This is a genomic window from Shewanella chilikensis, assembly GCF_037953065.1.
GTDB lineage: Bacteria > Pseudomonadota > Gammaproteobacteria > Enterobacterales > Shewanellaceae > Shewanella > Shewanella chilikensis.
Genome location: NZ_CP149966.1, coordinates 1,587,722 through 1,612,890 on the forward strand (window position 1 = coordinate 1,587,722; position 25,169 = coordinate 1,612,890).

At 53.5% G+C, this 25,169-nt stretch carries 21 protein-coding genes; 11 read left to right on the forward strand and 10 right to left on the reverse strand.

What is annotated here, in order from left to right:
* Nucleotides 1-40: 40 nt before the first annotated feature.
* Nucleotides 41-637: a hypothetical protein gene (locus WKR14_RS07290; protein ID WP_335910980.1), complete on the reverse strand. Its 597-nt coding sequence runs from the start codon at nucleotides 635-637 to the stop codon at nucleotides 41-43.
* A gap of 96 nt (nucleotides 638-733) precedes the next feature.
* Here WKR14_RS07290 and WKR14_RS07295 point away from each other — a divergent pair, with 96 nt between their 5' ends.
* From WKR14_RS07295 to lolE, 3 genes are read left to right on the forward strand one after another with little or no spacing between them, the layout of a single operon-like run.
* Complete coding sequence (locus WKR14_RS07295) at nucleotides 734-1,966, forward strand: lipoprotein-releasing ABC transporter permease subunit (protein WP_071477435.1); 1,233 nt, start codon at nucleotides 734-736, stop codon at nucleotides 1,964-1,966.
* Nucleotides 1,959-2,675 (forward strand): lipoprotein-releasing ABC transporter ATP-binding protein LolD, encoded by a 717-nt coding sequence (gene lolD, locus WKR14_RS07300; protein ID WP_339087568.1) that lies wholly within the window; start codon nucleotides 1,959-1,961, stop codon nucleotides 2,673-2,675. The genes WKR14_RS07295 and lolD overlap by 8 nt, the downstream gene beginning before the upstream one ends.
* Complete coding sequence (gene lolE, locus WKR14_RS07305; RefSeq protein ID WP_339087569.1) at nucleotides 2,672-3,931, forward strand: lipoprotein-releasing ABC transporter permease subunit LolE; 1,260 nt, start codon at nucleotides 2,672-2,674, stop codon at nucleotides 3,929-3,931. The genes lolD and lolE overlap by 4 nt, the downstream gene beginning before the upstream one ends.
* Before the next feature lie 177 nt (nucleotides 3,932-4,108).
* On the opposite strand, the gene WKR14_RS07310 is transcribed toward lolE, so the two are convergent.
* Entirely contained in the window at nucleotides 4,109-4,615 is a 507-nt protein-coding gene (locus WKR14_RS07310) for a DUF2062 domain-containing protein (RefSeq protein ID WP_100142371.1), read from the reverse strand.
* 77 nt (nucleotides 4,616-4,692) lie between these two features.
* On the opposite strand from WKR14_RS07310, the gene WKR14_RS07315 reads away from it, so the two are divergent.
* From WKR14_RS07315 to WKR14_RS07335, 5 genes are all read left to right on the forward strand, one after another.
* Nucleotides 4,693-7,044 carry a DNA internalization-related competence protein ComEC/Rec2 gene (locus WKR14_RS07315; RefSeq protein ID WP_339087735.1) on the forward strand — a complete coding sequence of 784 codons (2,352 nt, stop codon included), beginning with the start codon at nucleotides 4,693-4,695 and terminating at the stop codon, nucleotides 7,042-7,044.
* 33 nt (nucleotides 7,045-7,077) lie between these two features.
* Nucleotides 7,078-8,877: a lipid A export permease/ATP-binding protein MsbA gene (msbA, locus tag WKR14_RS07320; protein WP_101056686.1), complete on the forward strand. Its 1,800-nt coding sequence runs from the start codon at nucleotides 7,078-7,080 to the stop codon at nucleotides 8,875-8,877.
* Nucleotides 8,878-9,906: a tetraacyldisaccharide 4'-kinase gene (lpxK, locus tag WKR14_RS07325; RefSeq protein ID WP_251767129.1), complete on the forward strand. Its 1,029-nt coding sequence runs from the start codon at nucleotides 8,878-8,880 to the stop codon at nucleotides 9,904-9,906.
* Nucleotides 9,896-10,075: a Trm112 family protein gene (locus WKR14_RS07330; RefSeq protein WP_039035097.1), complete on the forward strand. Its 180-nt coding sequence runs from the start codon at nucleotides 9,896-9,898 to the stop codon at nucleotides 10,073-10,075. Before lpxK ends, WKR14_RS07330 begins: the two co-directional genes overlap by 11 nt.
* Before the next feature lie 284 nt (nucleotides 10,076-10,359).
* Nucleotides 10,360-11,085: a phosphotransferase gene (locus WKR14_RS07335; RefSeq protein WP_025888719.1), complete on the forward strand. Its 726-nt coding sequence runs from the start codon at nucleotides 10,360-10,362 to the stop codon at nucleotides 11,083-11,085.
* 40 nt (nucleotides 11,086-11,125) lie between these two features.
* Here WKR14_RS07335 and WKR14_RS07340 read toward each other — a convergent pair whose 3' ends face one another.
* The 4 genes from WKR14_RS07340 to WKR14_RS07355 form a co-directional block, all read right to left on the reverse strand.
* Nucleotides 11,126-11,380: a hypothetical protein gene (locus tag WKR14_RS07340; RefSeq protein ID WP_234500867.1), complete on the reverse strand. Its 255-nt coding sequence runs from the start codon at nucleotides 11,378-11,380 to the stop codon at nucleotides 11,126-11,128.
* A complete protein-coding gene (locus WKR14_RS07345) occupies nucleotides 11,373-11,633 on the reverse strand; it encodes a hypothetical protein (protein WP_234500868.1) in 261 nt (86 codons plus the stop codon). Before WKR14_RS07345 ends, WKR14_RS07340 begins: the two co-directional genes overlap by 8 nt.
* On the reverse strand, nucleotides 11,626-12,012 hold the full coding sequence (locus tag WKR14_RS07350) for an MBL fold metallo-hydrolase (protein WP_234500869.1): 387 nt from the start codon (nucleotides 12,010-12,012) through the stop codon (nucleotides 11,626-11,628). The genes WKR14_RS07345 and WKR14_RS07350 overlap by 8 nt, the downstream gene beginning before the upstream one ends.
* A gap of 101 nt (nucleotides 12,013-12,113) precedes the next feature.
* A complete protein-coding gene (locus WKR14_RS07355) occupies nucleotides 12,114-13,319 on the reverse strand; it encodes a transposase (protein WP_339087570.1) in 1,206 nt (401 codons plus the stop codon).
* A gap of 45 nt (nucleotides 13,320-13,364) precedes the next feature.
* On the opposite strand from WKR14_RS07355, the gene tnpA reads away from it, so the two are divergent.
* A complete protein-coding gene (tnpA, locus tag WKR14_RS07360) occupies nucleotides 13,365-13,781 on the forward strand; it encodes an IS200/IS605 family transposase (protein ID WP_037426855.1) in 417 nt (138 codons plus the stop codon).
* Between the two features lie 62 nt (nucleotides 13,782-13,843).
* Here the strand turns inward: tnpA and WKR14_RS07365 are convergent, their stop codons facing one another.
* From WKR14_RS07365 to WKR14_RS07380, 4 genes are all read right to left on the reverse strand, one after another.
* Nucleotides 13,844-13,990 carry a hypothetical protein gene (locus tag WKR14_RS07365; RefSeq protein ID WP_335909954.1) on the reverse strand — a complete coding sequence of 49 codons (147 nt, stop codon included), beginning with the start codon at nucleotides 13,988-13,990 and terminating at the stop codon, nucleotides 13,844-13,846.
* Nucleotides 13,987-17,235, reverse strand: coding sequence for an efflux RND transporter permease subunit (locus WKR14_RS07370; protein ID WP_339087572.1), 3,249 nt, complete (start codon nucleotides 17,233-17,235; stop codon nucleotides 13,987-13,989). The genes WKR14_RS07365 and WKR14_RS07370 overlap by 4 nt, the downstream gene beginning before the upstream one ends.
* Before the next feature lie 21 nt (nucleotides 17,236-17,256).
* Nucleotides 17,257-18,312, reverse strand: coding sequence for an efflux RND transporter periplasmic adaptor subunit (locus tag WKR14_RS07375; RefSeq protein ID WP_226564785.1), 1,056 nt, complete (start codon nucleotides 18,310-18,312; stop codon nucleotides 17,257-17,259).
* A 456-nt stretch (nucleotides 18,313-18,768) separates the two neighbouring features.
* Complete coding sequence (locus WKR14_RS07380; protein ID WP_251767125.1) at nucleotides 18,769-21,195, reverse strand: TonB-dependent receptor; 2,427 nt, start codon at nucleotides 21,193-21,195, stop codon at nucleotides 18,769-18,771.
* A gap of 731 nt (nucleotides 21,196-21,926) precedes the next feature.
* Between WKR14_RS07380 and aceB the strand changes: the two genes are divergently transcribed.
* Nucleotides 21,927-23,537, forward strand: a complete 1,611-nt coding sequence (aceB, locus tag WKR14_RS07385; protein WP_101056226.1) for a malate synthase A — start codon at nucleotides 21,927-21,929, stop codon at nucleotides 23,535-23,537.
* 73 nt (nucleotides 23,538-23,610) lie between these two features.
* A complete protein-coding gene (aceA, locus tag WKR14_RS07390) occupies nucleotides 23,611-24,933 on the forward strand; it encodes an isocitrate lyase (protein WP_028779181.1) in 1,323 nt (440 codons plus the stop codon).
* Nucleotides 24,934-25,169: the final 236 nt, after the last annotated feature.

Genomic DNA, 25,169 nt, shown 5'->3' on the forward strand with positions numbered 1-25,169 from the left:
ACAGATTCATTCTGAATGGATTGCGCACCATTGTAGAGATTTAGGATGGCTCATGCCAGTTGGGATCCTGACTGGCTTTACGCCTTTTGAGCTGCTTTTGTTGCACGCTGAGACTGGCCTTGACCAAGAGTTCGATATCGGCATCCTGGATCACCCGATAGTCGAGATCGGCCAGAAACTGGCCTTCATGGCCTGGGTCGGCGCGGCATTCCCGCACCGAGGCGATACACTGCAAGGACAGGATTTCATCGCGAATAAACAGGGTCAGCTTGCAAAATGTACCGGCGTCCAGTGCTTGGGGTAACAGTACCCGCACGCCGCTGCCGCCAAATTGCACCCCGGGGCAGTGTTGGCCTTCGCGGCTCTCCTGCTCCAATACGTGCTGTAACACCAGATCTATCTTACGGGACTGGAGTTTGAGGTAGTCGACTATCGCCCGGCCCTCATCGCCGAGTTGCCTGAGCTGCAACAAACAGCCGGCTTCCAGCGCCTTGACCTCGCTCATCAGTTTCAAGCCGGTGGATTGCATCGTCAGCAGTTGGCTCTCGGTCGGCAAGGGAGTGTCCTTGGGCCAGAGGCTGAGATAGACATCGAAGGCGTGGGGCACGCTGAAGTATGGATTGGATTCAGGAAACAAGGTCCCGCCTCTTGTATTTACCCGGTCAATCCACCTATTATCGTGCCCACTTCATTGATTTAGCAAGCGCAGCGCACAGGACATGCTATCCCTCTCATGAATCCGGGACTCTCATTTTACATAGGTTATCGTTACTGGCGTGCCCGCAAGGCCAACGCTTTTGCTTCCTTTATTACCTTCTTCGCCGTCAGCGGGATTTTTCTCGGGGTGGCAGCATTGATTATTGTCAGCTCTGTGATGAACGGCCTGGAAGGCCAGCTCAAGACCCGTATCCTGGGGGCCATTCCACAACTGACAGTACATACAGACCACTCTTTTGATGACTGGCAAAGCTTTAAAGGTGATTTACAGCAATTGCCCGGCGTGCTTGGGCTGGCGCCCTCTGCGACCACCCAGGCGATGGCCCAGTCGGCCGATAATATCAGTGCGGTGCAGCTCTATGGCATCTACCCCGAGGCCGAAAAAAATCTCTCGGTTGTAGCCAAACACGCCTATCTGGATGCCTTCGATTCGCTCCGCAGCGGCAGCTACCGGGTGTTGTTGGGCTCAGAGCTGGCACGGCGGCTCAATGTTGCCACCGGTGACAAGCTGCGTCTGCTCAGCGGTGATGGTGTGGTGTACTCGCCGCTCGGGCCTGTTCCCAGCCAGCGAATTTTTGAAGTGGCGGGTATTTTTGAGATGGGTTCTCAGGTCGATGCCGGAGTGGCTTTTCTGCATTATGAAGATGCCCGCCGCTTGATGCGTCAGTCGCCAAAGCAAATTCAGGATCTCAGACTGTTTCTGAGCGACCCCTTCAGCGCCCCGGCGCTGGCGCCCAAGGTTGAACATTTGTTCGAAGATAAGGGCGTTGAGGTGAGCGTCAGCGACTGGCGTGACAGTTATGGCCATCTGTTCGCCGCGGTGAAGATGGAAAAGAACATGATGTCTTTGATGTTGAGCCTGATTGTCGCGGTGGCGGCCTTCAATATCGTCTCGGCGCTGGTGATGATGGTAGTGGATAAAACTGCCGATGTCGCCGTGCTCAAGACCCAGGGGCTGGGCAGGCTGGATATCATGACCATTTTTATCTCCCAGGGCTCCCTCAATGCCCTGATAGGCTTGGCGCTGGGCCTCGGGGTTGGCATAGTGGCTACCCTCAATATCAATCCGCTGCTGTCGACCCTGGGGATCGCCGTATTGGGCGCCGGGCAGAGGTTACCCGTGCAGCTGGAACCACAGCAACTGGTGCTTATCGCCATCGGCACTCTGCTGATGACTCTGGCCGCCACCTTGTACCCGGCCATTCGGGCCGCCCGGGTAGAACCTGCGACTGCACTTAGATATGAATAAGAGAATGAATACCATGCAACAAGCCGCGCTCCTTGAAGCCAAAGCCGTCAGCAAGAGTTATCAGGAAGGCAAACTCAGCACCAAGGTGCTCGAGCAGGTCGACCTCAAGGTGTATCCGGGGGAGCAGTTGGCGATTGTCGGCAGTTCGGGCTCGGGCAAGAGTACCTTGCTGCATATTCTTGGCACCCTGGATAAGCCCTCTGCCGGTCAGGTGTTGCTCGAAGGCGAGGACTTATACAAGGCCTCGGCTTCCCGCCAGGCACAGCTGCGCAATCAGGCGATGGGCTTTATCTATCAGTTCCATCATCTGTTACCCGAATTCAATGCCCTGGAAAACGTGGCCATGCCGGGGCTGATTGCCGGTCGCCCCAAGGCGGAAGTGCGAGCGCAGGCCAGGGCCTTGCTCGAAAGAGTGGGGCTGGGACATAGATTGGATCACACCCCGGCGGAACTTTCCGGTGGTGAGCGTCAGCGGGTGGCCATTGCCAGGGCCTTGATAAACAACCCCAAGGTGGTACTTGCCGATGAACCTACGGGTAACCTGGATGCCCACAGCGGCGAGGCTGTCTATGAGCTTATCCGCGAGCTGGCCTCACAACTGGGCACGGCTTTTGTGGTGGTGACCCATGATCATCAATTGGCGGCCAGGATGGATAGGCAGCTGCAGATGGTCGATGGTCGTTTGTCGGCGCCGGAGGCGGGCCAATGACGGCGCATCCCGCCTTGCTGCCCCTGGTCATCGGCTGGCGCTTTTACCGTGCCCGCCAGAGCAGCAGTTTTATCAGTTTTATCTCTTTTGCTTCTACCGCAGGTATCGCCCTCGGGGTTGCCGTGCTTATTCTGGTGCTGTCGGCGATGAACGGCTTTGAGCGCGAGTTGGAGCAGCGCCTGCTCGGGGTTGTGCCCCAGGGGGAGTTGAGCCAGGTCCGCGAACCTATTCATGACTGGCGTCAGATAGTGTCGGACGCCGAGCAAATCGACGGCATCAGCGCCGCCGCTCCTCTGGTACGTATGCAGGGCTTGGTGCAAAAGCCGGGCGGTTTTGTCGGTTTGTCTGTGGTGGGGGTTAACCCCGAGGCCGAAGCGCGGGTTTCGACCCTGAGTCAGTATCTGACACAGGAAAGCTGGCAGAGCCTTGAGGGCGACAGCAATCATATCGTGCTGGGCCAGGGGATGCTGGACAAACTGGGACTTAAGGTGGGTGATCGCCTGACCCTCTATCTGCCATCACCCCATGGCCAGGGCAGTGGTCAACTGGCGCAGGCCCGCAGTCATTCGTTGTTGATAAGCGGCAGTTTTCGTCTCGGCGGCGAGCTTGAATACACCACGGCTTATGTGCCCATGGCCTATGCCCAGCGCCTGCTTGGGCTTGCAGACGGGGTGACCGGGGTGAGAATCAAGGTTGAGCGGGTATTTGAAGCGCCGCGGCTGATTCGCGAGCTGGGTTATGCCCAGAGCCAGACTTTGTATCTCAATGACTGGACCCGCACCCAGGGGCATCTCTATCAGGACATTCAGCTGGTGCGCACCGTCATGTATCTGGTGCTGGCATTGGTAATAGGTGTGGCTTGTTTCAACATAGTCTCCACCCTGGTAATGGCGGTGCGTGACAAGGCTTCGGAAATCGCCATCTTGATGACCATGGGACTTAAGCGCGGCGCCGTGATGCTGGTATTTATTGTCCAGGGCGCGCTCAATGGTGTGCTGGGCTGCGCCATAGGAACCTTGCTGGGGGTATTGCTGGCCAAGAATCTCTCGGCCATCGCCAAGGGGATTGAGCAGTTGACCGGGCATAAGTTGCTCTCGGGGGATATCTATTTTATCGATTTCTTGCCATCCAGGCTTGAGCTCACCGATGTGTTGGCCGTGGTGGCTATGGCGCTGCTGATGAGTCTGCTGGCTACCTTGTATCCGGCATTCAGGGCCAGTCGAATAGCCCCGGCAACCGCCCTGGCCGGGCGTTGATAAGCGACAGGCAGATCCTAAATAGCAAGAACCCGGCCATCGCCGGGTTCTTGCTATTTGTTGGTTGAATGCGCTTTGGGTTGCCAAGTTTGGTTAGCGCTAAGACTATGTATCCCTGAAGTACTCCTGAAGTATCCCTGAATTGTGCCGCTCCAGTGACGTTACTGCCAGCAGCAGTTATTTACGTCGTTTTTGCCACTGCAGATAGATGGAGTACTGCCAGGCACTCTTGATCACAAAATATCCCGTCAGGGCGCTGATCACACCCAATACCAAACAACCGAACAGGAAAGGTGGGCCTATGGTGCTGATGGAGGATTCTATCCAGGCCCAACTGGCTTCAAAGACAAACTGCTGCGGCGGGTGATTGAGCAGCTTGGCACCTATCAAATAAGCCAGATAAAACATGGCCGGCATAGTTACTGGGTTGGTAATCCAAACCAAGGCGACCGACACCGGCAGATTGACATGAAAATAGATTGCCAGCGCCGCCGCCAGCACCATTTGAAACGGCATTGGCATCCAGGCAACAAACAGGCCTATGGCGAAGGCGCCGGGGGCAGAGCGGCGATTCAGCGCCCAAAGATTGGGTTTGTTCAGCAGGCTGCCGAAGATCTTGAGGTGTTTATGATTCCTCAGTTTCTCCGGATCGGGCATGAATCTCTGAATGATCTTTTTTGGCATAGGCTCAGATTGCTGTCTTAAATTACTCAATGATGAATCAATGCTTATCGGGCTTTGGCATCGCCGTACTTTCGGCCATGCTTTGGCCTTGGATACCGCCCTTATTCTCATTGCCAATTATTGCAGTGCTGCTGGTACTGTGCCTCAGAGTCTGGAGCGGGAGCTGGGTTCCCAAGGGAAGTGCTTTGCTCTATGGTGCTTTGGGCGGCGTGCTGTGGGTCAGTGTTTACTGTCAGTTAGTCATTGATATTAAAAGCCTTACTGACTCATCATTCAGCTCTGAAACGTCTGTTAATCAGACACTGCGGGGCGAAATCATATCACTAGTTTCTGCAAACGGCGACTGGATCCGCATGGATATTCGGCCAATTGATGATAATTCTTTAACTCTTTGGGCGCCCCTGGCTCCAAAGTGGCGTTTGAGCTGGCAGGGAGATGCATTGCCATCGCCGCAATTGGGTGAGGTGTGGCAGTTTGAAGTCAAACCCAGATCCTTTGCCGCCGTGCTTAATCAGGGCGGCTTCAATCGTCAGCGTTATCTGCTCGGTGAGCGGATAACCGCCAGAGGCCAGGTAATATCCGCCGAGCGGCTGTTGCCATCAACTGGTCTTCGGACACGTTTGGTCACAGAGTTAACTCCAGTATTGGCCGAAATTGAGGGCGGCGATCTGCTGCTGGCGCTGACCTTGGGTGAGCGGTCACTCTTCTCCGAGGCGCGCTGGCAAGAGTTGCGCCAGTCCGGCAATGCCCACTTGGTGGCGATTTCGGGGTTGCATCTTTCGGTTGTCGCCTTCTGGTGTTATCTGCTGAGTTTTGGAGCGCTCAAGCGTTGGGCACCTGTCTATGGGCGGCGCAATCTGGTACTGGCATCTTTGGCGGCGTTGCTGATGGCACTCTTTTATGCCTATCTGGCTGGTTTTGCCATTGCCACCCAAAGAGCCTTGTTGATGCTGTGTTTGCTGGTGTTATCGACTTTAATGATGCGCTATACCTCGGCCTGGGAGCGGCTGTTGTGGGCACTGGCCTGCGTACTCTTGATAGATCCCTTGGCCAGTCTCAGCGGCGGCTTTTGGTTGTCATTTTCGGCGTTGGCGTTAATTTTGTTGAGCCTTAATTATCAAGTTCATAATCCTAAGGTTCTGGAGCAGGAGCAAGTACTGACCCACTGGCCAGCCAAGCTCAAGCGCTGGGCCTTGGCATTCTGGGCAATACAGTGGCGCCTTTGTCTGGGGCTGTCGCTACTGCAGGCGATACTCTTCGGCGCCGTGACGGTTCACAGTTTGTGGCTCAATTTGCTGCTGGTGCCTTGGTTCAGTTTACTGGTGATCCCCCTGGCGCTGCTGGCACTGCTGCTGTGGTCGATATTTTCAGCTCTCGGCATGGATGCAGTGGCACTCATGCCTTGGCAATTGGCGTCTTTCAGTCTCTGGCCGGTACAAAAATTATGGCAGTTCAATAGTCAGCTTCCCGGCGGCTGGCTCATGTTGCCGCAGGCTCTCAGCGCCGCGGCGCTATTGTTGTTTCCGGCATGGCTTTGCTGGCGTATGTTGCCCAAGGGGCGGGGAGTGGCGATGCTGCTGATAATACCCTTTGTACTGCAGCTCGGGCTATGGCTTGGCCTGCTCAAACCCAAGGGCTGGCAAATGCATATGTTGGATGTAGGCCAGGGGCTGGCTGTGGTGGTACAAAAGGGGCCACATGCCTTGCTTTATGATACAGGTGCGGCCTTTGGCGAGCGTTTCAGCTACGCAGAGCGGGTGATAGTGCCTTTCCTTGGTGCCAAAGGTGTGACCAAACTCGATTACCTGATTATCAGCCATGGGGATAATGACCACGCCGGTGGCACTCAAGTGCTGATGCAGGCCTTTGACAAGGCAGGGTTGATAACCGATGTTTCTGAGCTACAGAGCCGTCATTCAAAGCGTTGGCACAGGGGCTGCCGTCCGGGGATGCTTGATTGGCAAGGGATAGAGCTTAACTTTCTTGGCCCCAAAGTGCCTGAGCCAGGCAACAACGGCTCCTGCGTACTGCAACTCTTCGATGGTCATCATAGGGTGCTGTTGCCGGGGGATATAGAATTGGCCGGTGAGGTCGCCTTATTGCATGGAAAAGGCTCACTTGAGAGTGATATTTTACTGGCGCCCCATCATGGCAGCCGTACTTCATCCCATCCTGAGTTTATCGGCGCAATCGCACCCGAGTGGGTGTTGTTTGCTGCCGGGCATGGCAATCGCTGGGGATTTCCCAAGGAGGAGATACGCTTGAGGTATCGGGCCATCGGCGCCCAAGCCTTGATTTCCGGGGAGCTGGGGCAGGTGAGTCTCCACTTTGATGGCCAGGGTTACACAGTGCACAGTTACCGCGAGGATCTGGCGCCATTTTGGTATAACCGCTTGTTTGGGTTTGGTATGGCAGGGAATCCAGAGTAGAATGGCGACTTTGTCATAAATATAGTTTCGCTGATGAGCACATCTCAACAACGTGAAGTCTGGACAGTTTTCAGACGTTTGCTGACCTACCTCAAGCCCCTCAAAGGGGTATTTGTCATCTCGATTCTGGCGTTGATCACCTATGGGGTTGTGGACGCTACTTTTATCGCTTTTGTGAAACCTTTTATCGATGAAGGGTTTGCCAATAATTCGGTCGTTGCCGGCGTCGAGCTGGGTACCTCCAAGGGGTTTAATGCCAGCTCGGATGTGTTGACCATGGCTCCCTTTGTGGTGGTGGGGCTGTTCAGTCTTCGGGGGGTGGCCAACTTTGTCTCTACCTATGGCATCTCTTATATCAGCGCCAAGCTTATTCAGGACATGCGTCAGCAGGTGTTTGAACACATACTGTCGCTGCCGGTCAGCTATATGGACAGGGAAAACACAGGTTCCTTGATCTCCAAAGTGACCTTTGACACAGAGCAAATCGCCAGAGCCTCCGGCAGTGCGCTGATCACCTTGGTGAGAGATAGCGTTACTGTCATAGGCATGCTGGGATTGATGTTCTATTACTCCTGGAAACTGTCGCTGTGTATTCTGATCATTGGTCCTTTCATCGGGGTGGTGATTGCCGTTGTCAGCCGCCGCTTCCGTAAAGTATCGCGGCAGATCCAGGGCGCCATGGGGTCAGTGACTGCTGTGACCGAGCAGATGATCAAGGGCCACAAGAACGTATTGTCTTTTGGTGGTCAGAAGACAGAGGCCGATCGCTTTGCCAAGGTCAACGATCACAACCGTTATCAGAATATGAAATTGGCTGCGGCCCAGGCCATCAGCCAGCCGCTTATCATGATCATCGGCTCCTTTGCATTGGCCTTTGTACTCTATGCTGCCAGTTTTGACAGCCTGAAGGATGAACTGACGGCGGGTACCTTTGCCACTATCCTGGGCGCTATGCTGGCCATGTTACAGCCTATCAAGAACCTGACCCGGGTCAACGCCGAGTTTCAACGTGGTATCGCCGCCTGTACCACAGTGTTTGAGCTGCTGGATACTCCCGGGGAATCCGATAGCGGCACTCACACAGTAGAGCGGGTTGAAGGCAATCTGCGTTTCGATAATGTCAGCTTTGGTTATCCGGGACAGGAACGTCTGGCGCTTGAGAATATCGACTTTGAAGTGCGTCAGGGGCAGACACTGGCGCTGGTGGGCCGCTCAGGCTCGGGTAAGTCGACCATCGCCAGTCTGGTAACCCGTTTCTACACCGGGCTCAAGCAGGGGGAGATCACCCTGGATGATGTCAGCATTTACGACTATTCACTCAAGTGTTTGCGTAGCCAGGTTGCGTTGGTGTCGCAGCAGGTCACCCTGTTCAACGACACCATAGCCAACAATATCGCTTATGCCTACCCAGGCGAGGCGACCCGCGAACAGATAGAAAACGCCGCCAGATTAGCCTATGCGATGGAGTTTATCGAAGCCTTGCCCCAAGGACTGGATACCGAGATAGGTGAGAACGGCGTGATGCTGTCTGGTGGTCAGCGCCAGCGGATCGCCATTGCCAGAGCCATCCTCAGAGACGCCCCTGTGTTGATCCTCGATGAGGCAACCTCGGCACTGGATACCGAATCCGAGAAGGCGATTCAGAAGGGGCTGGATAACCTGCGCCGCAATCGCACCTCGATTGTGATTGCCCACAGACTGTCGACCATTGAAAGTGCCGATCAGATATTAGTGGTCGATCAGGGCAAGATCCTCGAGCGTGGCACTCACCAGAGTCTGCTGGAAAAGGATGGGACGTACGCCAAGCTGTACCAGATGCAATTCGGAGGTTAAGTGGAAGCTCTGCTTAACCGTATCTGGTATCACAAGCATTGGGCAAGGTGGCTACTTTGGCCGCTTTCCTGGCTGTTTGCTTTGCTCAGTGGCCTGAGACGCCTGGGGTTTAAACTTGGCCTCAAGGCCTCGCAAACTCTGCCTGTACCTGTGATCATAGTCGGTAATATTACCGTTGGCGGCAGCGGCAAGACGCCAACCGTCATCTATTTGATTGAGCTGCTCAGGCACTATGGCTATCGGCCCGGAGTAATAAGCCGTGGTTATGGCAGTGGTCAAACTGAACCTAGGCTGGTGCCTCCCGGGGCCAATCCAAGCGATTTTGGTGATGAGCCGGCGATGATAGTGGCCCGTACTCAAGTGCCCATGGCCGTGGGAGTGGATCGTATCGCCACCGCCGAGTTACTGCTTACCTCCAACACTGTGGATATTATTATCAGTGATGACGGTTTGCAGCACTATCGCTTGGCGCGGGATATCGAAGTGGTGGTTGTTGATGCCAGGCGCCGCTTGGGCAACGGTATGTTACTGCCGGCGGGCCCTTTGAGAGAGGGAGCCTGGCGTTTGGAAAAGGCTGATTTTGTAATCCACAACGGCGAAGCCTGTGATACTGTCAGAGAGTTTGGTATGCAGCTCATTCCCGGCGCTGTGCTGAGTGTTGCTGGGGAAAACCAGGCTCAGGCTCCTACAGCGCCTATGGCGGTCAAAGCCATGGCAGGTATCGGTAATCCGGAGCGTTTTTTTGAAACCCTCTCTCTGATGGGGTTCAAGCTCGAAGCTCAAGAGGTCTTTGCCGATCATCAGGCCTACAGTCTGGAGGCCTTGGCGCCACTTGGCGATGAACTGCCGCTGCTGATGACAGAAAAAGATGCGATCAAGTGTCGCGAATTTGCAAAACAACACTGGTGGTATTTGGCCGTCAATGCCAAGCTATCACCCCAATTCGATGCCCAATTGCTGACTCGAGTACGGGAGGCAATGGCAAACAAACAAAAGGCAAACCAAAAAGGACAGTCTGATGGCGTTTGATAAGAAACTATTGGAAATCGTAGCCTGCCCGGTATGTAAAGGCAGACTGGAGTATGACAAGCAGGCACAGCAACTTATCTGTAAGGCAGATAGGCTGGCTTATCCTATCAATGATGGGATCCCTGTGCTGCTGGCTGACAAGGCCGAGCCTTGGCAGGAAAAGCAATAACAGCCCCTGTCCGATCCCCCCAATCCGCAACAGCGGATTGGGGTCTACATTTCTACTTCCCTCCCTGGCATAGTTTCCCTCTTTTGTATTAGTTGTTGTGTTTGGAAATTGTTAATTTCATTCATCAATTGTTTTTATCATTAAGCCTCTGTGGTATTAGTCTCTGAAAATGCGTTAAATAGCAGGGTTTTAGCCTAAGTGAATTTGCTTTAATCGCCATTCCCTAAGATACTAATAAGAATTTTCTGTGAACCACCACCAATTCTTGGAAGGGAGTCCTGTCCATGGAGCAACCTAAATTCAATCAATATGTTCTGCGGGTGCTGGAAGCTCATCCCGGGGAGCGTATTTGCTCGTTTGAATATGAGGGTAAAAAATATTGGCTCAAACAGGCAGAGACTCTTCAGGGGGCCATGCGGGTGTTGAAACCCAATCCTCAACTGGCGCTGGAAAAAGAGAAACAGACTCTGGAACATCTGGCCAGCCGCTCAGCTCCTGTGCCGCGCATTGTTCAGGCCGATAAGGGCTACTTTGTCGTGGAAGATGCCGGTGTGACAGTCAAAGACTGGTTGGCACTCAAATCGCAGGATCAGCAAGGCATGCAGCAGATCCTCAATGACAGCGCCGCTGCTTTGGCGGGTTTGCACAGTATGGGCTTGGCCCACGGCCGTCCGGCACTCAGGGATATCAGTTGGCAACAGGGACAGGTTACCTTTATCGACTTTGAAGCCAATCAAAAGGGTAAAGACATGCTGATGCAGCAGATAAGGGATCTGCTGGTGTACATTCACAGCTTATACCGCTACATGGGGCCGGCCAACGAAGCGATTGCCCAAGCGATAGCCAGTTATCGCCAAGCCGGTGGTGAAGCTATCTGGCATGAGACCAGAAGTTTCCTGGTCAGTTGGCAGTGGCTCTATCTGTTGCTGAGGCCGTTTCGCGATATAGGCGGCCGTGATCTCAAGCCCATCTATTGGGTGTTGTGGCATTTTCGCAATATTCCTGCCTGAACCTTGCCGAGTCAATAAACGCCAATAAGTGAGAGGGGCGTTATTCCTCGGTTAATCCGTGATACAGGGTTTTAACCCAGCGCTCCTTGGGGATGAACTGCCAGCCCCATTCCCGCCATGCTTGAGGGAGTTCCATTGCCTGCATCTGCTCGAGAGTCATGCCGCGCTGCTTGCCCTCTTTCATCCAATTGATGCAGTCATCCAGCATATGTTTGAACCTCAGGAGATCGGCCTTGTTGGCCAGTTCACCATGACCTGGAATAACCAAGGTATCCTGATCTATGAGTTCAAGCACGGCCGCGACATTGTCTCTGTAGCCGATGACCGAGCCGCCGTGGTCGAGATCGATAAAAGGCAAACCTGTCTTTAAAGAAGAGATCGCCCATATGCACCAGTTTGCGATCCTGCCACAGCACCAGGGTGTCACCATCCGTATGCCCTGGGCCCAGATGAATAAGTTCCAACACCTGGTTGTTGAAGTGAATTTTCAGTCCCTTGTCATAGGTGATAACCGGTAGCGCCTTCTTTTGGGTTGCTTTCTCATTCAAGCGCTTGAGCACATTCTCGTGGGCAAGAATGTTGGCGTTTTGGCCAAAGTACAGATTGCCCCCCGGTATGATCGCCGTGAAAATGGGTATTGATGACAAAAGCCGGATGGCCCGGTTTAAGACCCTGTAATGCCGCAGAAATCTTCTCTGCCAGCGGCGCAAACTGGTCGTCTATGATGAGCAGTCCATCCTCCCCGGCACTGACACCTATGTTGCCGCCGGCGCCGGTCAACATGTAGCGACCTAGCAGCAGTTCATGAGTGGTTATCTTGACCTTGGCATAGGGATTCTCGGCATAGGAATTATTTTCCGCCGCGACAGCCAAGCTGACAAGTGTAAACAGCACGAGTGATGTAAAGCTTTTACGCAAACCTGGCATGAGAACTCCAAATAGTTGAGTGCTGGGATAAAGCTAGTTCGCTATTGATGTCCGGGCATTGACATCCTCCTCGCCGTAAACGACGAGGATTCCTACTGCGGTTAGGCGCGAACGCCGGACTCGCTTCGGTGGGTTCCTGCTGCTGGCGGCATTGTTGCACCACTCACTTCACAGGCTAATCGGGCGTGTCCCGCCCTTAATACATTGATCGCGCCGACGACATCGGCGTTCTCTTCAAAGCCACATTCCACACAGGCAAACCGAGCTTGCGTGGCGCGGTTATCCTTCGATATGTGACCACAGCACGGACACGTCCGGCTGGTGTTTTTCGGTGGAACGGCGATCAGGTGGCCACCATTCCATGCCAGCTTGTAATCGAGCTGGCAACGGAACTCAAACCAGCCTTGATCAAGAATGGCTTTATTCAGGCCTGACTTCGCCCTAACATTCCTACCCTGTTGCTCGGCGGTTCCTGCCGCTGATTTTGACATATTTTTGACCTGCAAATCTTCAATACAGACTATCGCGTGGTTTTTGCTAATGTCGTTTGAGATTTTATGCAGGTAGTCACGGCGGCTGTTGCCGATATTGGAATGAATGCGCTGAACTTTGGCTTTGGCCTTTTTCCAGTTATTGCTGAATTTTACCTTGCGGCTCATGGCCTGCTGCGCCTTGCGCAAAGCGGTTTCGTGCCGTTTGAAACTGTTGAGCGGGGCGTAAAAACGGCCATCGGACAGGGTGGCAAAGCGGGCAATGCCCATGTCAATGCCGATGGCATCGCCCTGATGCACGGCAATTTCAACTTCCCGCTTGGTCTGGATCGATACATACCACTTACCACAAACCTGACTGACCGTGACGTTTTTAATCTCACCTTCCACCGTCCGGCTGTTGCGGTAACGCAGCCAGCCGAGCTTGGGCAGGAAGAGTCGATTATTGCCTTGCTCCAGTTTCACCCCTTGTGGATAGCGAAAGCTATCTGACTGACCCTTCTTTTTGAAGCGCGGGAGGTCTGCTCGTTTGGCAAAGAAATTTTTGTACGCCCGATCTAAATCTTTCAGCGACTGTTGCAGCGTTTGAGAAGGTGAATCAGACAGCCATTTTGTTTCTGGCTCTGCTTTCCATTGTGGTAACAGATTATTCAGTTCAAAGGCCGATAGTTTCTTTTCACCCTGCTCATGTCGTTCTTTTTGCAACGCCAGCGCCTTGTTATAGATAAACCGACAAGCACCGGAGAAGCGGCGCATCTGGCGCTGCTGCTCTCCAGTGACAATCAGTTCGAATTTGTAGGCTTGCAGTCGTTGCATGGCTTGCTCATACTGTGTCAATACAACTCAATTATAGATTGGTCTATGGAAATTGAAAGCGATTTAAGGCATGGCAGGCATTGCGTTTTTAAAATGCACGTTCATTTGGTCTTTGTAACAAAATACCGACGAAATGTCTTTACCAAAGAAGTGCTGGATGATCTAAAAATCTTTTTTGAAAAGGTCTGTCTTGATTTTGAATCAGAGCTGGTTGAGTTCGACGGTGAAGACGACCATGTGCATTTGTTGGTGAATTACCCGCCGAAGGTGGCTGTGTCGAATCTGGTTAACAGTCTCAAAGGTGTATCCAGCCGGATGATCCGAAAAAAGAATTACCCTTCGATCAAAAAGAAACTCTGGGGAGGTGCGCTCTGGTCGCCCAGTTATTTTGCGGGGAGCTGTGGTGGTGCGCCAATTGAGATCATCCGGCAGTATATTGAGCAGCAACAAACTCCGGCGTAGCCCTCAGAACGGCTTCGCCGTTGCGCTATTCATCCTCGCCCTGAACGGCGAGGTTTTCCGCGCTATCCGATAAAGATCCGCGGTATCTCTATCCCGGGGAACATCTCCAGCGGCAGCAAGCGGCTGGCGGCCAGACCAAAGAGCAGAATGGCCACAAAGAACATGCTGGTGGTCACCGGGCGCTTGAGCGCCAGTTTGGTCAGGTTCATGCGCCTTCTCCCATGGTGGCCGGCTCGGCGTACTGTTTGCGGTCGAACAGGGCATAGAGCACAGGAATAACCACCAGAGTCAGCAGAGTCGACAGGCTGAGGCCGAAAATCACAGTGATCGCCATGGGGGCACGCACTTCACTGCCGTCCCCCAAGCCTATTGCCATGGGCAGCAGCCCCAGATTGGTGGTCAGTGTGGTCATCAGTATGGGGCTTAAACGCGATGCTGCCGCTTGCTTGATGGCGTCGAGACGTTGTTTGCCGCTTTGCCTGAGCTGATTGATCCTGTCTACCAATACTATGGCGTTATTGACCACTATCCCGGCGAGCATGATAAGGCCGATAAAGACGATGACAGACAACTGGGTGCCGGTTATCGCCAGGCCGTAGATACTGCCGCTCAGTGCCATGGGTACAGCCATCAGGATAAGCAAGGGGTGCAGCAATGACTCAAACTGACTGGCCATCACCAGATAAACCAGGAATACCGCTAAGATCAGCGCTATCTTCAGCGATTGGAACGAATGCTCCATCCCTTCATTCTGACCGCCGAATCGGCTTTGCACCAAGGCGGGTAGTGTCAGTTGGCTGAGAATGCGTTTGGCACTAGCCACCGCCTGATTAAGATCGCCATAGGCCAGATTGGCCGACACTATGGCTACCCGCTGCTGGCTGATGCGATTGATTGCCGAAGGTCCGAGAGTCAACGAGACATCGGCCACGGCGCTCAAGGGGATGGGCTGCGGGCTGGATGGGTTGATCAGCATGGCATCGATATCGCTTATCTGATTGCGTTCATCCAACTCGCTACGCACCAGAATATCTATCTTGCGCTCCCTCAGGGTGTATTTGCTGGCTACGGTACCGCCAACCCGCTGGGCTATGCTGGTGGCCACGGTTGGCGCATCCAGGCCAAGGGCGGCCATTCTGGCGTGATCAAAACGGATACTCAGCTCCGGCTGACCGTCACGCAGGCTGCTGCTGATATCGACAAAGCGGGGATCGCCCTCCAGCGCCTTAACCAGTGAAGCGGCCGAGGTTTTCAACTGTTCCAGTTCATAGCCGGACAACTCTATCTCCAGCGGAGTCTTGAAGCTGAACAGCTCGGGATATTGGATCTGCGCTTCCAGCTCGGGAATAGTGCGCAAAGTGCTGCGCAGTTTGGCGGCAACTTGGTCAAACGCGCGGTGATCGGCCAGCACCAACTGCAGACGCCCCCAGTTTTCGCCGCCGCGCCGGGTATCCGAGGTCATAAGACCACCGCTGCCGGCCTGGCTGTATGCGTGTTTCACTTCCTTTCTGTCTTTGATAGCCAGCGCCAGACGCTGCAATACGGCATCGGTTTGGCTCACCTCACTGCCGGGAGGCAGCAGGATTTCCACATAGAATTCGCCTTGATTCATCGGTGGGATCAGCTCCATTCCCAGGCGGCTCATCAAGACGCCAGAGATGGCGGTGACCGCAATGGCCAGCACCAGAGTGATGCCTCGGAACTTGAGTGCCAGGTTCAGCAGCGGCTGATAGCCATCGGCCAGCCAGCCGTAGCAAAGGTTAAACAGTCTGGACAGCGGCTTCATCACCAGGGATACCTGCCACACCAGCAGCCGGGTGACGATTAACACCAGCGTCAGCAGCAATCTTGGCAGATAGCTGAGCAGCAACAGGAAAGGGAAGGTAAACACAGTGGCGCTGTAATGCTTGAGCTTGCCAAGCTTACCCGCCGGAGGCTGCGGTTTGTCCCGCTTGACCAGTTCCGGCAACATTGTGAAGCCTTCGCGGGAAGCCAGCATAGGAATCGAGGTGAGGGCAACCAGCAAAGAGGCCAGCAGGGCGAAAGTAACGGTCAGGGCCTGATCGGCAAACAGGGCTCCGGCAATGCCGTCGACAAATACCAAGGGCACAAATACCGCCAGCGTGGTCAGGGTAGAGGCAAAAATCGCCCCGGCCACCTCTTTGGTTCCTGTGATAGCGGCCTGGCGGCGATCCATCCCCTGAGCCTTGCACCTGTCGATGTTTTCCAGCACCACGATGGCGTTATCCACCAACAGCCCCACCGCCAGCGCGATACCGCCGAGCGACATGATGTTAAGACTGATATCGGCAAAATACATCATGTTAAAGGTGGCTATCACAGAGAAGGGGATAGAGATGGAGATGATCAGGGTCGGGATGATGTCTCGAAGGAACAGGTAGATCACCAGCATTGCCAGCAGACTGCCGATAAGGGCTGATGAGGTCACTTTGCTGACGGCGCTTTCGATAAACTCCGACTGATCGTAAATTATTTCAGGCACTGGCGTGGCGCTGTCTTTGGCCTCAGAGCGCATCTGTTGTAACTGGCTCTTAAGCTTATTGGCTACGGCTACCGTGTTGGCATCGCCCTCCTTATAGATGGCGAGCTCAATGGACTCCTTGCCGCCGATGCGGGTGATATCGCTGCGCTCTTTAAAGGCATCCTTCACTTCGGCTATTTCGCCAAGACGTACCAGGGTATTGCCCTTTTGATAGACAATCACATTGGCCAGCTCATCGAGGGAGTGGAACTGGTTAACGGTGCGCACCAGGTATTCGCGGTCGCCCTGGATCACCTTACCGGCAGAAAGGTTGACGTTTTCTTCGCTGATGCGATTGCGAATGGCTTCACTGCTGAGATCCAGCTGCGCCAGTTTCTCTTGATTGAGCAGAATATGCACTTCCTGCTCCAGCCCGCCGGAAAGGCGCACGGCAGCGACTCCGGAAAGTGACTCGAGCTCCCGCTTAAGCTCCTCTTCGGCATAAGTCCGCAGGCGCTTGAGCTCGGCTTCTGTGGCCTTGGGGGCTGGCAGTGCCAGGCGCATGATGGGATCGAGATTGGGATTAAAGCGCAGCAACAAAGGCTTTTTTACATCCAGCGGCAGCTCTATGGTGTCGAGTTTTTCCCGCACATCGAGACTGCCCATATCCATCTCTGTGCCCCATTCAAATTCGAGCACTACATCGGACATACCGGAGCGGGAAATCGAACTTATCTGCCTCAAGCCTTTAACAATACCGACCGCTTCCTCGATAGGTTTGGAGATAAGCTGCTCCACCTCCACGGGTGCCGCGCCCTCGTACAGGGTGCGTATGGTGAGTGTGGGGTAGCTCAAGTCAGGCAACAGCTTTACCGCCAGACGGGAGAAACCCACCATGCCGAACAGGATAACGGCCAGCATAAACATCCAGACGGTCACCGGACGCTTGACCGAAGTGGTAATAATAGACATAAGAGGTGGTCCTTGTGACAGTTAGTTGGCCTTGGCCAGATCCAGCGGAGCTATCACTTCCACCAATGATTGATCCTTGAGATTGTGTTGACCGCGAACCACCACCTGTTCACCAGGACTTATGCCCTCAATGATTTCCACTTTATCGTCCTGGCGGTAACCCAGTTTGACCTCGCGGCGCTGCGCCTTGCCCTCTTCGATAACATAGAGCGCCTTGCGATCATCCTGATTGATGACGGCGTTATAGGGCACCACTATCACATTGTCGTGGGTGTCGTATCTGAGTTCCACCCGGGTAAACATCCCGGCCTTGAGACTGGCATCCTGATTGGGGATCGAAAGGGTTACCTTGAAAGTACCGCTGGTAGCTTCCACCACAGGGCTTATTCTGAGCACCTTGGCCGCCACTTGCTGCTGGCGGGAACTGATGACTTCGGCTTCCTGACCTATGCGCAAACTGCTCAGTTGCTGCTCCGGCAGATTGACTATGCCGTAGAGCTCATCCTGATTGACCAGGTAGAACAGCTCTTCAAACTCCTTGGCCATATTGCCCTGTTTGACAAAACGTTTGGCGACGACGCCATCTATGGGAGAGCGGATTTGGCTTTCTTCCACGTGCAGTTTGGCCAAATCCCGACGCGCCTTGGCGGCTTGCAGGTTGAATTCCAGTTTGGCCATGGCATCGGCACTGACAAACTCACGATTATTCATTTTCTTCAGCCGGTTGAGCTCCTGCTCTATGATTTGCACCTCGGCTTCGGCCTTATCCAGTTCATAACGTTGGCGACGGGAGTCTATCACCGCCAACAACTGTCCCTTGCTGACTCTGTCACCTTCCTCGACTTGCAGAGTTTCTATCAGCCCGGCAATACGGCTGACCACATGGGCTTCTTGTGGCGCTTCCAGTGTGGCTGTGGTGGCGTAGAAGGAGGAAACCTGGCCTTGAGTGACTATGCTGGTCTCGACCGGAATGGCAAAGGCTTGTTGTTCTTCTTCCTGCTGCTGTTCACTGCAGCCGCTGGCCAGAGACCCAAGCAGCAAAACCGTGCTCAGGGTGTAGGTGAGGTTACGCTTCATGTGAAAGTCCTTATCTTGATCTTTGTTGCGATAAAGCAAAACTGGTGCCAGTTTTAAATTTCCTTTTAAAACAATTGGTAATGGTATTTTTGTGTTTGCCCTATTGCGGTGTTTGATGCTAATGTAGCGAAAAAGTTTATTTTGTGATGTTTTTTGCCAGTGGTGTTCATTATAGCGTTTGGCTTTATGGGCAAAGAGTGAAAATAGGCCAGACTGAAGACTTCATACTGGCTCATTATGTAGCTTGGACAAGTAAAGAAGGACGCTGGAATAAGATTCGAGCCGGTAAAAGGTCTTCACTCAGATACAAGGCTCTGCTGGATGGTGAGTTGCAGCAAGCATAAGAAAATCCGATGACTTAAAGGCCATCGGATTGGGTTCTTTACTGCAAGCGTCGAACGCTTTTGTCACAAGGGTTATATGACACACTGATCGGCGGGTTGGCCCAATGCTGTGTTAGAAGCGGTAGCTGACGCTCAACTTGGCGTTGCGTTCAGCACCAGGCATGCCGCCAAGGAACATTGCCTTGTCGTAGTAGCGGGTGTTGAACAGGTTATTGAGGTTCAGCTGCACATTCCAGTCATCGGCCTTGTAGGCGATGGCCGAGTCCCAAACCGTGTAGGCGGGCACTTTGCCATCCGGGATCCCGAAGGAATCCGAGTTGGTGCTACGCTCATCGACATAACGAACCCCAAAGCTTATAGATAAGGGGTGCGGCAGCACCTGCCACTGATGACTGTAAGTGACCCAGGCACTGGCACTGACCTGAGGAACCCCTTTCTGGCGGCTGTTGTAGCCGCTGGAGTTGGGGTCATTCTTGTTGCGTGCATCCTGATACAGACCATTGAGGTTTATCAACCATTCTTCATTGAGGTGGGCGTTGAGATCCAGCTCGGCACCTGTGGTCTTGTCCTTGCCATCGTAGAAGAATTCGGGCACTGAGATGTTGTAATCAGGCGCGCCTTCTTTGTCATTGTATTCCGGGTTGCCGTAGCGCAGGTTAGTGCGCTCGCTCTGGAACAGGACCAAGGAGCCGAGCAACTGATCGTCAAAGCCCTTGAAGCGCATACCGAGGTCATAGCTCAGGGACTCTGAATCCTTTCTGTCCGCTGCACGGCCACTCTGTGCGCCCGTTACGGCACCGAGCACGCTGTAAGCCGTGCGCCCCTTGGCATGATTGACGAAGAATGACAGGTTATCGGTCGGCATATAAGTCAGACCCAGATTATAGGTCATACCGTGATCTTTGGTGTCCTGCTCCGGGGTCGGATCTTTTTTAGGGGTGCCCAGATGACTGTATTTCTGCTCAATCTCATTGAACGCCACACCCACCCTGGCAGTAAAGGTTTCACTCAGGTAACCCACATACTGCATGCCCAGCCCCCAGGCGCGGACTTGTTTGTTGTAGTTGTCCTTGAGATCCGGGTTGTAGTCCTCAAAGGCTTTGTCACCCCAGTTGGGATTGCGGATATCCAGAATATAAGGCAGTTCACCGCCGCCATCTTTGTCGTACAGTGCCCAGCTCTTGTAGGCAATATCTCTGTCTTCCAGATTGGCATTCAGCAACAGCTCACTGTCTATGCCTGCCAGGCTGAAGTTGTAGCGCATATCGGCAAAGTACTGCCAGGATTTCTCGTGGGCATCTACCTTGCGGTATTCCTGTCTTCTGGCGGCATAAGGATACAGGACATCATCAATCACCAGTGGCGCGCGGGGATCGGCATTGATCACGTCTACGGATTTGACCTTGCGTTTCCAGTACACATAGTTATAGGCGCCAGTTTGGCGGATGAACCCGGACTGGTAGTCTCTATACTGTAACTGCTGATTGAGCTGCAGATTGTCACTGAGGGCAATGTTGTGGTTCAGCTTGAAGCGCCACTCTTCGCCTTCATTGGGCCTGCTGATGGGAGAGGCCAGGCTGGTATCGCCTATGTCGAAGGGTTCGATTCCATCGCTCGCCACCAGGGAGTCGGCCAGTTGTTGCCGCTGCGCCTCAGTCAGTTGAATGCCGGCGCCATTGGGGTCGTTAACCAAATCTTGCCAGCTGACTTGTGCGCCGCTCAGGCCGCCGGTAGAGGCGGCGTTGTAGATACGTATCGGGTGGCCTACAGAGTCCACCTGCACAGAGTCTTTAATCCAAGCGGCCGACAGCACCAGATCTTGAGAGTTTGAAGGCAGAATTTTCAACGAGGCATAGACTTCATCTCTGTCGCTGCCGATATCACGATAGCCATCGCTACGGGCATGTTTGGCCACCAGGCGATAGGCCAGGGTGTCGCTCAAGCCTCCGGTAGAGTCGAGCCCCAGGCTGTAACTGTTCCAGGAGCCCACTTCGGCGCTGACTTCTGTGCTGTCCTGAAATTGAGGTTTCTTTTCAATAAGGTTGATGATCCCGCCGGCGCTGCCCATACCATAGAGCCCGGTCGCCGGGCCTTTGAGCACCTCAACCGCTTCTACATTAGTCATGGAGCGAGTGGGATTAAAAGTGTTGCCGAGTCCTGCGCCGCCGTACATGCCGTCATAAGTGTAGTTGGCGTCCAGGCCACGGATCACCAGGTTATCACCTATGCCGTAGTTGTTGCCGGCTTGGGTAACACCACTGATGTTACGCACCAGATCCTGCAGAGAGTCGGCCCCCTGGGCGGCAAACAGCTCTTTATCTATCACCACCAAAGCCGCCGGGGTTTCCATCAGAGACATATCTGATTTTGTCGCCAGCCCTGAATTCATTACCACCTTGTTTTGTTTGCCATAAACGGTAATGCGTTCCACATCCTGTGATACTTGTTGTGACTGAGTCGCTTCGTTTGCCTGTGCGGCCTGTGCCATGGTCAGCGACAGGCAAGCCGTCACCGCCAGAGATATTGCGGATTGCTGCATTTGAGATCATCCCCCTCTAAAGTAGGGTGCGAATGATAATGGTTTTTATTTGTGTTGCAACAAAAGTTTCAAACTGTGTCAACCGAGTGGATATTTTTTGACTAAGTCACTTGGATCCTGTTTCGGGAGCAAAATAGGCAAGTTTTTGAAAAAAATTTAAAAAAAATCGTTTTTTTATTGCTGCTGACCAAAGAGTTGGCCTGTGTTGATCACTATACGCAAGTCGTGAAAAACGGATCTCGATCACATTTAATTCTAACCTTTACGTAAAGGTTAGAATTAAACGCTCGTTTAATATCCATCACGGTTGCATTATTGTTAACTATTTATTTTTGTTGGTTATTTGAAGTTGACCCTGACGAGAGTTCGAAACGGATATTCGCGGATTAGACCTAAGTTTTAATGATATTTTGTGGAAATTAATTTTTCCTTTTTGTTATTTAATTACGTAATAAATTACTTTGTCGTTTGTGTGGTCAAGTTGTCTGACATTTTTCTGTAACCTGCAGCATGAGTCTTTGTGGTTTAATATTTTTTATTCTAAAAACAATCAATTGCTCTTTGGCTTTTGGCTTGGTCATACCAATTTTGAGTCAAGTTAAAGCCTATGTTTTGACGTTTTTTTAGACATGTCGACTGTTGCAAATACAAATGTTTATCGATAGGTTTTAGTACGAAACGAACATTTGCAGGGTTTGGCAGCCTTATCTGCCATCCAGGGAGACAGCAGCATGATAGCAGAGACAGTCGCACAGCAAGGGCTCAGTATAAAGGGGGCCGAAATACCACAGCAGCAGAGCCTTTTTACTGAAGGTGCGCTCAACTTCCTCGAGGCTCTGTGTCGGGAGTTTGCTCCGGAAGTGACCAGCTTGTTGGAAAAGCGTGAGCAACGTCAGCAGCGGATAGACGATGGCGAGTTGCCGGACTTTTTACCGCAAACCCGAGCCATTCGAGATGGTGATTGGCAAATTCGCGGTATACCGGCGGATCTTAAAGATAGACGGGTCGAGATCACCGGGCCTGTGGATCGCAAGATGATCATCAATGCGCTCAACGCCAATGTAAAAGTCTTTATGGCTGACTTCGAAGATTCGCTGGCACCCAGCTGGCAGAAGGTGGTCGAGGGTCAAATCAATCTGCGTGACGCCGTCCGCGGTGAAATTGACTTCACCGCGCCGGAAACCGGCAAACACTATCAATTGCAGGCCAACCCCGCGGTATTGATTGCCAGGGTGCGGGGGCTGCACCTGCCGGAGGCGCATGTCGAATTCAACGGTAAGCCTATTCCCGGCTGCTTATTCGACTTTGCTTTGTACTTCTACCATAACTATCGCCAACTGCTAGCCAAGGGTAGCGGACCTTACTTCTATATTCCCAAGCTCGAGAGCCATCTTGAGGCGCGCTGGTGGGCCAAGGTGTTTGCCTTCGCCGAAGAGCGTTTCTGCCTGCAGAGCGGCACCATCAAGTGCACCTGTCTGATTGAAACGCTGCCGGCCGTGTTCGAGATGGAGGAGATCCTCTATGAGCTGCGCTCCAACATAGTGGCGCTCAATTGTGGCCGTTGGGATTACATTTTCAGCTATATCAAAACCTTGAAGAAGCATCCCGATCGTATTTTGCCGGACCGCCAACAAGTGACCATGGATAAGCCGTTTCTCAGCGCCTATTCACGCCTGCTGATCAAGACCTGCCACAAGCGCGGCGCCCTAGCGATGGGCGGCATGGCAGCCTTTATTCCCGCCAAGGATCCGCAAACCAATGCCCAGGTGCTGGAGCGGGTTCGCAAGGACAAAGAGCTTGAGGCCCGAAACGGCCATGACGGCACCTGGGTGGCGCACCCTGGCCTGGCCGATACCGCCATGGGGATTTTCAACGAATATATAGGTGAAGAGCACGCCAACCAGCTGCATATCACCCGCGATGTGGACGCACCCATCCTGGCGGCCGAGCTGCTCAAACCCTGTGATGGTGAGCGCACCGAAGAGGGGATGCGACTCAATATCCGTATTGCACTGCAGTACATAGAAGCCTGGATTGGCGGCAATGGTTGTGTGCCCATCTATGGCTTGATGGAAGACGCAGCCACAGCGGAAATCAGCCGCGCCTCTATCTGGCAATGGATCCAGCACGGGCAAAAGCTTTCCAACGGCAAGCCGGTGACCAAGGCACTATTCAGCGCCATGTTGAAAGAGGAGTTGGCCAATGTGCGTGAAGAGCTCGGCAGCGAGCGTTTCGATAACGGCCAATTCAAGCAGGCAGCAAGCTTATTGGAAGAGATCACCACAGCCGATGAGCTGGTGACTTTCCTGACCTTGCCGGGCTACGAGCTGCTTACCCGATAACCCCATAACCATTAACGGCGGCCGCCCGCGGGGGCTGGGTGGCTGCCAAATTACCCTACGAAGGAGAGTCAAAATGACCAAGGCAACACAGAATTCACGTCAGGCGCAGATAGAAGCTTTGAAAAAGGATTGGGCTGAAAATCCACGTTGGCAGGGCGTTCGCCGTCCATTTACCGCCGAAGAAGTTGTGGCATTGCGCGGTTCAGTGGTTCCTGAAAACACCATCGCCAAGCGCGGCGCAGCCAAGTTGTGGGAGCTGGTTAACGGCGGCGCCAAGAAGGGTTATGTCAACTCTCTCGGGGCTTTGACCGGCGGTCAGGCCGTGCAGCAGGCCAAGGCGGGTATCGAGGCTATCTACCTCTCAGGCTGGCAGGTGGCGGCCGATGCCAACCTGGCGGGCACCATGTATCCGGATCAGTCACTCTATCCGGCCAACTCCGTGCCTGCCGTGGTGGGGCGAATAAATAACTCCTTCCGCCGCGCCGATCAGATCCAGTGGAACCAGGGTAAAAACCCGGAAGATGAGGGTTATGTCGATTACTTCCTGCCGATTGTGGCCGATGCCGAAGCCGGATTCGGTGGCGTACTGAACGCCTATGAGCTGATGAAGTCCATGATAGATGCCGGCGCCGCCGGGGTGCACTTCGAAGATCAGCTGGCCTCGGTGAAAAAATGTGGTCACATGGGCGGTAAGGTTTTGGTGCCGACTCAGGAAGCGGTACAGAAGCTGGTGGCGGCCCGTCTGGCAGCCGACGTATCCGGAGTGGATACTCTGGTGATTGCCCGTACCGATGCCAACGCCGCTGATCTGCTGACCTCAGATTGCGACCCCTATGATCGCGACTTCATCACCGGAGAGCGTACCCAGGAAGGTTTCTACCGGGTGAAAGCTGGTTTGGATCAGGCTATTTCCCGCGGGCTTGCCTACGCACCTTATGCCGACCTTATCTGGTGTGAAACCGCCAAGCCGGATCTGGAAGAGGCGCGTCGCTTTGCCGAAGCCATCCATGCCCAGTATCCGGATCAACTGTTGGCCTATAACTGTTCACCTTCGTTCAACTGGAAGAAGAACCTGGATGACGCCACCATTGCCAAGTTCCAACAGGAGCTTGCCAACATGGGCTACAAGTACCAGTTCATCACTTTGGCCGGTATTCACAACATGTGGTACAACATGTTCGATCTCGCCTACGACTATGCCCGTGGCGAAGGCATGAAGCACTATGTTGAGAAGGTTCAGGAAGCCGAATTCGCTGCTGCGCAGAAGGGATATACCTTTGTGGCGCATCAGCAGGAAGTGGGTACAGGTTACTTTGATCAGGTGACCAATGTTATCCAGGGCGGCCAGTCCTCTGTCACGGCTCTGAGCGGTTCGACCGAAGAAGAGCAGTTTTAATCCCCTGTGTTGGCGTCCTCGGGCGCCACTTCCCCGGAAATGAACCTACGCCATTTTCGGGGGTAATTTGTGACTTCCCAGTCATTTGAGCCTTGTTGCTTGTGTTTTGGCGACTCATTGAGTCGCCTTTTTTTGTTGTAATTGTGTTATTTCTTTGAAGTTTGTGCTTTATTCATAACAAGAGTTCCATTCTCAAGCCCACCGCTGGGCCAATACCTGAAAGAGTTGAGTCGTAT